At 67.2% G+C, this 9,148-nt stretch carries 3 protein-coding genes and 3 tRNA genes; 2 read left to right on the forward strand and 4 right to left on the reverse strand.

The features are described 5' to 3' along the window. Window positions 1–234 precede the first annotated feature (234 nt). The 4 genes from KBX53_RS12545 to KBX53_RS12560 all read right to left on the reverse strand — a co-directional run bounded on the left by KBX53_RS12545 (window position 235) and on the right by KBX53_RS12560 (window position 7,428). The gene (locus KBX53_RS12545) at window positions 235–6,456 is read right to left on the reverse strand and encodes a carboxypeptidase regulatory-like domain-containing protein (RefSeq protein WP_309140763.1); all 6,222 of its coding nucleotides are present in this window, start codon (window positions 6,454–6,456) and stop codon (window positions 235–237) included. A gap of 706 nt (window positions 6,457–7,162) precedes the next feature. Continuing rightward, window positions 7,163–7,237 (reverse strand) — tRNA-Val (locus KBX53_RS12550). A gap of 13 nt (window positions 7,238–7,250) precedes the next feature. After that, window positions 7,251–7,321: transfer RNA gene (locus KBX53_RS12555), tRNA-Cys, on the reverse strand. A 34-nt stretch (window positions 7,322–7,355) separates the two neighbouring features. Then, window positions 7,356–7,428, reverse strand: a tRNA-Gly gene (locus KBX53_RS12560). Window positions 7,429–7,815: 387 nt separating this feature from the next. On the opposite strand from KBX53_RS12560, the gene KBX53_RS12565 reads away from it, so the two are divergent. Both KBX53_RS12565 and KBX53_RS12570 read left to right on the forward strand, forming a co-directional pair. Beyond that, window positions 7,816–8,418 carry a TetR/AcrR family transcriptional regulator gene (locus tag KBX53_RS12565; protein ID WP_030336107.1) on the forward strand — a complete coding sequence of 201 codons (603 nt, stop codon included), beginning with the start codon at window positions 7,816–7,818 and terminating at the stop codon, window positions 8,416–8,418. A gap of 69 nt (window positions 8,419–8,487) precedes the next feature. Next, on the forward strand, window positions 8,488–9,069 hold the full coding sequence (locus tag KBX53_RS12570) for a TIGR03086 family metal-binding protein (protein WP_210859294.1): 582 nt from the start codon (window positions 8,488–8,490) through the stop codon (window positions 9,067–9,069). The last annotated feature ends 79 nt before the right edge of the window (window positions 9,070–9,148 follow it).

The raw sequence follows: 9,148 nt of genomic DNA on the forward strand, positions 1-9,148 counted from the left end.
CCATCACGTGCTCGCCGCGGTCTTTCGTGTTGGTCCCTCGTCGGTCGGTCGCGGACCCTCAACCGAGGGGGGTCGCGGGTCCGCGACCGATTCGGCTCACGAGCGGGCCGTGTGCATTTCAGGGCGAGCGTCGGTGGCCCCGGGAGTCGTTCGGCTCAGCAGGTCCGTGATCCAGGTGCGGACACGGGCCGTGCGAATCCGAGCGTTGGCCCGGGTTGGGGGCGGGTGGACGAATCAGGACGTGGGCGGGTTGATCCGCAAACCGATGCCAGGTCGGAGCACCGGTTGGCGGTAGACGTACTGGAGTGCGCGGGTGCCTTCGGCGTTCTCGATGCCGATGACAGCGCCGCCGCCCCTTTCCTGGAACGTGCCGTCGAGATCGGCATAGACGAACGAATATCCGCCGGTCTCGTGGATTATCAGTTGGAAGGAGACCCGGGTCAGATCGTCGACGTGGGACAGGACGTTGTGCCATTCGATGACGTACTGGCGGTTTGACCCGGTGCCGCGGATCTCCGCACGCACGGCAGCGTCGTCGTCCACTATCCAGTCGTGCCAGAACGGATAGATGGCCGCGTCGGGCCCGTAGTAGCCGTCCGGCTCCGCAAGACGGTCGGGGTACGAGTGGGACTCGCCCGGATCGACGAAGCTCAGATAGCCGTTGATGTCCAGCCAGCCATTGGCGTACCCCTGTCCGTACAGGGTGGTCGGGAATGGCAGGGTGATCGGGATATAGACGTCGTCGCCCGTCAGCGGTAGCGCCGGTCCGGTGACCGGGGTGAGCACCATCGGCTGCTCGGCGATGGTGTATCCGGCACCGGCCGGGGTCGTCGTGGTCGGGAAGTCCACCGTTCTTTGGGTGTTCGAGCCGACGTCGACAGACTCGACGGAGGAGCCCTTGCAGGCACCCGCGTGCAGCGTGGCGGTGATCGCGTGCGTGCCAGCTGGCACGTCCTCGATCTGGTATGTGCCGTTGGGTGCCGTCGTCGCGGCCAGGCCCGCCGTGGTGACGGTCGCGCCCGGTACCGCGGCGCCCTGGCAGCTGACGATGCCGGAGACGACACCGGTGCCCGGAGGGCTGGGCCGGAACACCACACCCTGACCGGATGTGAGCAGGGTGTCGTGGTGCAGGTACTGGAAGCCGATGGTGCCGGCACCGTTCTGGATCCCGACGGTGGCGCTGCCTCCCCGCTCGATGATGTTGGCTGGATCGATATCGGCGTAGGCGAAGGTCATGGTGCCGTCTTCGTCGAAGATCACTTCGAAGGACGCGCGCACCGTCGGGTCGCTGGAGTGGTGCACATTGCGCCACTCCACCACCCACTGCCGGTTCGGAGCCGTGCCCCGTGCGGCGGTGGCGATGGCGGCCGACTCGTCGACCACCCAGTCGTCCCACAGGACCGCTACCACGGGTTCCGGCTCATCATTGGGCCCCGGGGTCGGTATCGGTTGGCTTTGACGGAGGTCGCCGGGGTGCCGGAAGACGACGGCACCGCTCCAGGTGAGCCACACCGAGTTGTACGACTCACCGTAGATCTTGACGGGGAACGGCGCGTTCACCTGCCAGTGGTCCTCATCCTCCTCGGGAGCTACCTCGATCTGGGTGCCGGGGATGAAGGTCTGTGGTCTGGTCTCGCAGGTGTAGCCGAACTCGTCCCCGTCGACCATCACCGAGAGGTCAACATCCGAGGTGCCACCGGCATGGTTGACCACCTGCCTGGCGGACTGGCCGACGCAGCGGTTGTCGCTGGTCGAGGAGATCAGGACGTACTCGCCGACCGGCACGTTGGTGAACTGGTAGCCGCCGTCCGCGCCGGTGGTGACGGTCGTTCCGGTCGTGCTCATGGTCACGGTCGCCCCGGCGACAGGCGTGGAGGTCACCGCTGTGGTCAACGTGCCGGTGATCGTCCCCGACGCCGCAGGCGTGTACGTGATCGACGAGTGGGACGTCAGCGACGGTTCATGGGCGGAGAAGACCGCCGCGACGGTGCCGGAACCGTTCTCAAGGCCGATCACGGCCGCATCGCCACGTTGTCTCGGCGATGTCATCTCGCCGTAGTGGAAGACGATCCGCCCGTCCTCGTGGAGCACCAACTCGAACGTCGTCCGGTCAGATCCGTCGTAGAAGGCCATGTTGCGCCACTCCACGGCGAACGACCTGTTCGGCGCGACACCAGTGAGTTGGCTACGGATACTGGAGGACTCGTCGGCTACCAGGTCCTCCCAGAACGGGGCCACCACGGCGTTCGGCGCGTCGCCGTCTGGCAGGAACCCGTACCAGCCGAACGGATCGTCCTGTGGTTGGAAGCTCAGCAGTCCGTTGGTGTACACGGCAGCCGTGGAGTAGGTCCCGCCGTGGTATCGCATCGGGAACGGCAGGGTGACGGAGGTGGACTCGTCGTCGCCGGTCAGTGGGATGACCGTTGACGCCGCGACGTAGCCGGAGGCGCCGACCGTGCAGGCGTAGCCGAGGCCGCCGTAGTCCGGGCCGAGTTGCAGATTGCGGACGAGGTTGGCGTTCAACTCCACCTGGACCCGGGCCCTGCTCCCGCATCTGGTGTCCGGCACCGTGGAGACGGCGTAGCTGTCAGCGACCAGGTCGTCGAACGCCCACGCCCCACCCGCGCCGGTGACGGTCGACATACCGGACGGGTCCAGGGTCACCCTCGCCCCGACCACCGCGGCGCCGGCCGCGTTGACCAGCGTGCCGGACAGGTCGTGCAACGCCAGCGGACTGGCGGTCTCCGGGCGGCCGAACACGATCGCCCGGCCGCTGGCCAGGACCGCCTCGGCTGTGGAGTAGCGCAGCCCGTCCGCACCGGCCGGGGCCTCGATCCCGACCGCCGCCTGCGCTCCCTGCTCGACCGCGCCGTCAAGACTGTCGTAGTTGGTGGTCACCGTGCCGTCCGGCGCCAGGATCACCTCGAACGACACCCGCTGCGCGGTCGACGCTTTCCGGTGCACGTTGCGCCATTCGACCACGAACCGTTCGTTCGCTCCGGTACCCGTGGTCGCGGTCCGCACACTCGCCGAGGCGTCCACCACCAGGTCGTCCCAGAACGGTGCCACCACCGCGTTCGGCTCGGCAGGCGCCGGCAACGACCCACCTGTGTACGGATGCGAACCACCGGGGTCCGTGAAGGACAACAGCCCGTTCGTATCCAGCCACGCCGACCGGTACGCCTGACCGTAGAACGGGAAAGCGAACGGCAACCCGACCGCGGTCACCGCGTTGTCCCCCGACAACCCGACCACTGTGTCATTCGCCGCTGTGAAACTGTTCGCCTGCTCCGCGCAGGTGTACCCCGAATCGTCTGAGTACGGGAACAGGTACAGGTCCAGCCACACACCCTGTCCATCGACCAGCAACTGCTGGCTGCCCGACAACCCGCACCGGCCACCCTTGACACCCGACACCGTGTACGTGCCGGGGGCGAAGCCGGAGAACGAGTATCCGCCGTCGCTGCCGGTGACCACCTGGAGGCCACCGGGTTCCAGCCTGACCGTGGCTCCGACGACCGGCATGAACGTCATGACGTCGATCGCCACGCCGGACAGGATCGTGGCGGGCTTCACGACGAAGCTTCCCTGCGTCCTGCCACTGACCCGGTTGCCGTCATCGACCGCGACCACGTACAACGGGCGTTCACCAGTGATCGCGCCTACCGGCACCGACACGGTCGCCGTTCCGCCGGGCGCCGACGCGATCACCTCGTTGGCCAGCGACGTGTTGTCGGCACTCCACCGGAATTTCGTCACGTTGGTGTCACCACCGGCGCTGAACGTCACTGACATCTGCGCTCCAGCGGTGGCATTCGTGCCGTTCGGGAACGTCAGCACCGGTTGCAACGGCACCGCCAGCTCCGCGATCCTCGCCGCCGTCTCGACGAAGTTGTACATCCGCACGTCATCGATGTCACCGGGCCAGTTGTGCCCCAACATCCCCGCATACATCATCGCCCCGATGCGTAAGGGCCCCGTGGCATTGAAACCTGCGGTGACCGTCCCCGTGCCCGGCTGCAGCACACCATCGACGTAGAGACGGAAGGTCTTCGTACCTCCGTCGTACACACCGGCCAGGTGGGTCCATTTACCGATGACCGGAGCAGCGGTCGATGTGATGTTCTGCCCGCCCGACTGGTCCGCATCGGCCTCGTTCATCTGGAAGCCCCACCGGTTGGCCCCCATGATGTACCCCAACCAGAACGGCGCGGTCCGTGCGCCATCAGCAGCGACCGCCGCCTTGTGCCAGTTCGGAATAGCAGGCAGTCGCACCCGGGCGGTCACCGTGAAGCTGCTGTCCGTACGAACCGGGGTGATCACCCCGGTATCCGGGTGCGGATACTGCACCGGCCCCCCGGTCGAGGCATTGCCCTGGGCGCCATCCAGCACCAGCGCCTTGCCGACACCGGCCCGCCCGGTCACGCGGTCCGCCCCGGACCCGGACAGCGACACGGTGTTACCGTGCCCGGTCACGTCGGTGGCCGTACCAGTCGCCTCGTCGAACTCCCACTGCGCCGCAGGACCACTGCCCGCGCGCACCGAGAACGTGTACGCGGCCGGCGTCGCCGAGAATCGGCCAGCGTGATCCTTCGCCCACACCCACAACACGTTCACACCATCGTGACGCGGGAAAAGCGTCACCGACGCCCCGTAGTCCGTGGTTCGCGCCGGCACCGTTGCGGCTGCGGTCAACACACCCGAATCAAGTGTGTACGCGTACTCCTTCACCTCATAGGCACGCGTCGACGGCGGCGCGATGTTGAACGTCCCGGCGAACGAGACCCCACCCCGGGGCGCACCATCCGCCGGATACTGGGACGACGTCACCGGCCCCGGTGTCGGCGGCGGCGTGGCGTCGACAGTGAACTCGCACGTCCCCGACCAGTCCCCATAATGCGACCCGTCATACGTACGCGACTGCCACACGTACGTCCCACCATCGGTCAGCTTCCCTGCCGGAATCGCCTTCGACACCGACGACGGGTTACCCGACGCCTGCGACACCTTGTCCGTGTCATTACGCGCCCCGCCCAACGGCCACCAGTGGAACCAGGTCGTCAACGACTGCTGCGACGAATCCGGATCCGAATGCCTGACTGCCAGGATCGGCGTCTGTGTCAACACATACGGCCGATTCGCACCGGTGCCACACGCCTTACCGTCCGACAACCGATCGGAGGGCGCGCCCGGCTTGGTGTTGTACGTGATCGCCAGCTTCGGCGACGAGTGGTTGAACCGCTTCCACTGGTTCAACGTCCCCTCGCTCACCGCACGCAACCCCATGGTCAAACGCGACGAGTTGGCACCCGCCGCATGTGCCACCATCGCGGTGGCGTTGAACTCGACAGTGCCCGGCCCGGCGCAGCCGTGGACCGCGCCGTTCTTCCGGTTCGCTGCGGTCTGCGCGGTGTAGTTGCCGTCCCAGACCGGCTGCTTGTCCCACGTCGTACCCGACGAGATCGGCCCCGTCATCCACAACTTGGCGTTGGATGCCGGGCTACACGTCCAGGAGTGCCGCTGCTCGATCCGGAACTTCGCGTCGAGAATGTACTTCCCGCGCACCGCGCTGGTGTCCATCTGGAAAATCGATCGGATGATGTGGTCGGCGCAGCCGGAGCAGTCCTCGGTCCGGCCCGCGCCCGCGGAACCGTTCGTCCCGCCGTTGGTCAGGGCGGTCGAGTTCTTCCAGAACGAACTGGTCGGATGCTTGCTCCACACCGACGTCCACTCGCCGCCGGCGATGCCGCCCGTCCAGGACGGGTCGATGAAGATTGGATACTTGGTGCCCGGATCGGTGAGCAGCTTCCGGTCCGGCACCACCGTCAACTCACCGCCGGTCACCTTCACCGGCATCACCGCCTGCCGCGCCCCCTGCGGCGCGGTTCCGGCCGGTGACGAGGGGGTCTTCGGCGCGGTGCCTGGCGCTGAGGACGGCTTGCCTGCCCCATCAGGGCCGACCCGTGCCGCGTCCGACTTCTTCGTCGGCGTCTGATCCGGTCCCGGTGACGTGGCCGCCTCCGGCAGCGGCGTGGAATCCCACATCAACGGAGCCGGCGCCTCGAAGACCTTCTTACCGCTGCCATCCCGGGCGGCGAGCCCGCCACCCTCAGCCGCGGTGACCGTCACACCCTTCGTCGACAGACCGAAGCGCACCGCCGCCAACTTCGGATGCGCCGCCGCCGCCGGCGTACGCACCACCAACACCTCGGAGAAACCCGACACCAAGGCCGTCACCCGCAGGTCCACGTCCGGCAGCACGTTTCGATACACCGCCGAATCGCCCTTCACCACCGGCGCCGGCAATTTCCCCGGCCAGGACATACCCAACTCACGCTCACCATCGCGAACCCGAGCCAGCACCCCGTCACCACCCGGCGAGAACACCACCGGCAACACCGTCGCCCGCGGCACCACACCCTCCGCGGTCACCTTCAACGCCGTGTCCACGGGCACCCACGACGAACCCTTCCGCACCCGAACCGGCTCGATTCCCTCCTCCAACGTCCGCGACCCGTCAACGTTCAAGAACGTCTGCGAGTACTCCGTACGCTCAGCGAGAATCTCCACTCGACGACCACAGGTATCGACCATCTTCCTGGCCGCTGACGCATCAGCGGAAACATCCACACAGGACGCGCGAGCTGGTGGGGCGGGTCGCGCCGACGCCGGGGACACCGGCAGCGCAACCGACGTGGCCACCACCACAAACGCGAGCAGCGCACATCCAGCGGCCCGAGGAGCCGTACGACGGGCACGCAGGAACCAGCGACCGCGACCGAACATTGAAGCCCCCGTGTGTCAGACCGCTACGGCTTGATCATTTTAAGTAGCGCCGTTATCGCCGTCAATACCGAAGGTTGTCAATTATTCACAGTTAGTGCTGGCCTCTTCCATTGGCCACCGGGTCCCATCTCAGTCGCCTCGAGAGGCATGGGCCCAAGCGCCTAATATGAGAGCTTTTAACGCATTAGCAAACTGCCTGCCGCACACCCAGCAAGCGGGAGCACTTCCGACCGTGAAAGAGGGCCGGACAACAACATGCGCCCAGCGGTGCCCACCTACTTTTTGAAGGGCCAGGGCTCCGCGTCGCTCCCACGTCAGGAGCATCACAAACGAAACGGCTCGTCACCGGGTCTTCCGGTGACGAGCCGTTCTCCTCTGGTGGGCGATACTGGGTTTGAACCAGTGACCTCTTCCGTGTCAAGGAAGCGCGCTCCCACTGCGCCAATCGCCCGTGCTTGTTGCCGAGGTGGGGACGGGATTTGAACCCGCGTACACGGCTTTGCAGGCCGTTGCCTCGCCTCTCGGCCACCCCACCGAGGTTGCCCCCGTCATACGTGGCGGCAGCTCCGAGCGGACGACGGGATTCGAACCCGCGACCCTCACCTTGGCAAGGTGATGCGCTACCAGCTGCGCTACGTCCGCACGCCCCCGGACGTTCCCGGGTGACGGATGAGAACTTTAGCCGAGTAGGTGTTTGACTGCCAACTCGGGGTCGCCTCGGCGCGTCCCGGGTGGTCGGGGCTGGAGCGGGGTCACCCCCGACCAGCTTCCTAGGTGGCTGGCCTGGTGCCTGAATCCAGCACCGACCGTCACACTCCGACATTCCTCGGCAATGATCGTCACCATCGCGTCGCATACCTGACCATCGACGTCTCGACGACCCGGCACTGGGCAGCGGACCTCGGTGAACACTCTCCGTGGAACGACCGACGACACCCAAAAGAAGTGTCCGGCTTCCGACTGCCACGGTGTGGATCGGCGCGCGGTGGTAACTGTTCGTGTTCAGTCGGATGGGCTACGGTAACGGTCGTGACGAGACGTGCGGCCGAGATCCGCCTGGATGCCCTGCTGCGCACCGCCTGCGACGTGATCGTGGAGCGCGGTCTGGCCAACACCCGGACAGCGGACGTGGCGAATGCCGCGGGCGTGAGTCAGGCGTTGGTTTTCTACCACTTCGCCACCAAGGAGCGGCTGCTCGCGCAGGCCTTCGCGTACGCGGTCGAACAGGACCTGGCCCGGCTGGACGCGGTGACCCGCTCCTCCGCCCCGCCACTGACCAAGCTCCGCCGGATCCTCAAGCTCTACACCCCGGCCGGGAGGGCGACCTCCTGGTCCATGTGGATCGACGGCTGGTCGGAATCCCTGCGTACCCCGGAGTTGGAGAAGGTCTCCCGCCGCCTCGACCTGCGCTGGCGACAGGACCTGGCCGCGGTGATCACCGCCGGGGTGGCCGACGGCACCTTCCAGTGCGCCGACGCCGACGGGGCCGCGTGGCGGATCAGCGCGGTGATGGACGGCCTCGCCGTCCAACTCGCCGTGCACGACCGGGTGATCTCCCGCCGCCAGTTCGGCGAGTGGGTCCGGCTGGTCACCGCCCGAGAGCTCGGCCTGGACCCGGCCGACCTCGACTGAGCACCGGTCCCCGCACCGAGCCGGGCAAAACGGACTCAGTCCGCCCCGTCGACCGGAACAATCGGCGGCATGGACCTCTTGGAGGCGTACCGCCGGAGCCTGGCCGAATTCATCGACCGGGTGGACCAGATCCAGCCCGGCCAGTGGTCCGACCCGACACCGTGTTCGGACTGGGACGTCCGCACGCTGGTCAATCACGTGGTGACCGAGGACCGGTGGAGCGTTCCACTGCTCGCCGGGCGGACCATCGAGGAAATCGGCGACCGCCTCGACGGTGACCAACTCGGCGCCGACCCGATCGCCACCGCGCGGGAGGCCGCCGCGCAGGCCGAGATCGCCGCCACCCACCCCGGCACGATCGACCGCACCGTGCACCTCTCCAGCGGCGACACACCGGCCGCCGAATACCTCCAGCAACTCCTCGCCGAGCACCTCGTGCACGGCTGGGACGTGGCGGTGGCGATCGGCGCGCAGCCGCAGCTCGACCCGGACGTGGTGCACGCCGCCGCCCGGTGGTTCGCCGGCCAGATCGACGCCTACCAGCGCAACAACCTGGTGCACACCGGCGTACGGGTGCCCGACGACGCCGACGAGCAGGACCACCTGCTGGCCGCGTTCGGCCGCGACCCCGACTGGGCGCCGAGCACCTGAGCGAATCTCGATCTGTTCGTGCGACAGCGGCTCCGGACCTTGCCGTGACCTCGGGAGACTGATATCCACAGATGCGCAT

Origin of the sequence: Micromonospora sp. M51 (assembly GCF_018070305.1) — a bacterium.
GTDB classification, from domain to species: domain Bacteria; phylum Actinomycetota; class Actinomycetes; order Mycobacteriales; family Micromonosporaceae; genus Micromonospora; species Micromonospora parva.